General features: G+C 53.4%; 2 protein-coding genes. One reads left to right on the plus strand and one right to left on the minus strand.

All coding sequences use genetic code 11. The features are described 5' to 3' along the window. On the minus strand, positions 1-477 hold a 477-nt coding region (locus tag Q0510_RS07365), incomplete at its 3' end, for an MFS transporter (RefSeq protein ID WP_298709654.1). Positions 478-822: 345 nt separating this feature from the next. Here Q0510_RS07365 and Q0510_RS07370 point away from each other — a divergent pair. Next, a partial coding sequence (locus Q0510_RS07370; protein WP_298709656.1) for an AraC family ligand binding domain-containing protein occupies positions 823-1,148 on the plus strand: 326 nt, incomplete at its 3' end.

Below are 1,148 nucleotides of genomic sequence, written 5' to 3' on the forward strand. Positions count from 1 at the left end.
ATAATTGACGAGGTTGGTGACGAGGATACCGATCACAATGGTGAGCTGGTTGATGGATACGTTGCGACCGCGCAGATGCGCCGGGGAAATTTCGGCGATGTACAGCGGACTGAGGATCGAGGCCATGCCCACCCCGATACCCGCCGCAAAGCGCATGGTGGTGAACAGGGTGAAGGTGTTGGAAAACGCCATGCCGAGAGACGACAGCGTGAAGATCAGCGCCGCCAGCAGCAGTCCGGGCTTGCGGCCGAAACGTTCTGCCAGTGCTCCCGCCATGGCGCAGCCTGCCATGCACCCCAGAGCCAGGGAGCCGGTCAGGAAGCCTTCCCACCAGGCGTTCAGTTCGAAAGTGGTACGGAGGAAAGGCAGCGCCCCGGATATCACGGCGAAGTCGAAGCCGAAGAGGTAACCTCCCAGCGCAGAAATAAATGAAATGCCCAGGATGTAGCGGTGATGGAATGTGTTCGTTTGTTGCATGTCTCAGAGTTGTTGGAACCAGTTCAGTATTTCTTTAACAATCAGTTTGTGCCCTTGTCCGTCCGGATGGTTGCGCGAGAACCTTCATGGACATAATGTTAAAATTACTCCGGATTGAAGAGATCGTTCGTTTTTTCATAACTGGCATTTAACGGCAAGGATGTATGTGATACTGATCGTGTGGAATGTCATGCTACAAATATTGGAATTGAAAGGCAGGGGTTCAATGGGCATTCTTATGGTAATGATGGACAATCCTATGATTGCCTTTATTTCCTATCTTTACATAAAGCTGTAAGTGTTACCCGACAACATGGATTTTATTATGGAAAAAATAACCGGTTCATGATACGCAAGAAGGAAGGGTTCGAAGGGCAGCGGGCGATCGTTCTGCCCCGGAAAGTGATCGCAGGGCCCTGTGCGGCGGACCCCCTTGTCAACGGACTCTACATCACCGATATCGGGTTTTACCCGAAAGCGCGTTACCATTTCCGCCAGCGCCACCACGGGATCGACCAGCACATCCTTATTTATTGCCGCGAAGGCCGTGGCACGGCCACCGTCGGCAACCGCCAGTATACCCTCGCGCCGGATGATTTCATCTTCATCCCCGCGGGCAGCGGGCATCACTACGCTTCCGACGATACCGATGCGTGGACGATCTACTGGGT

It is taken from the genome of uncultured Chitinophaga sp. (genome assembly GCF_937874145.1).
Taxonomy (GTDB): domain Bacteria; phylum Bacteroidota; class Bacteroidia; order Chitinophagales; family Chitinophagaceae; genus Chitinophaga.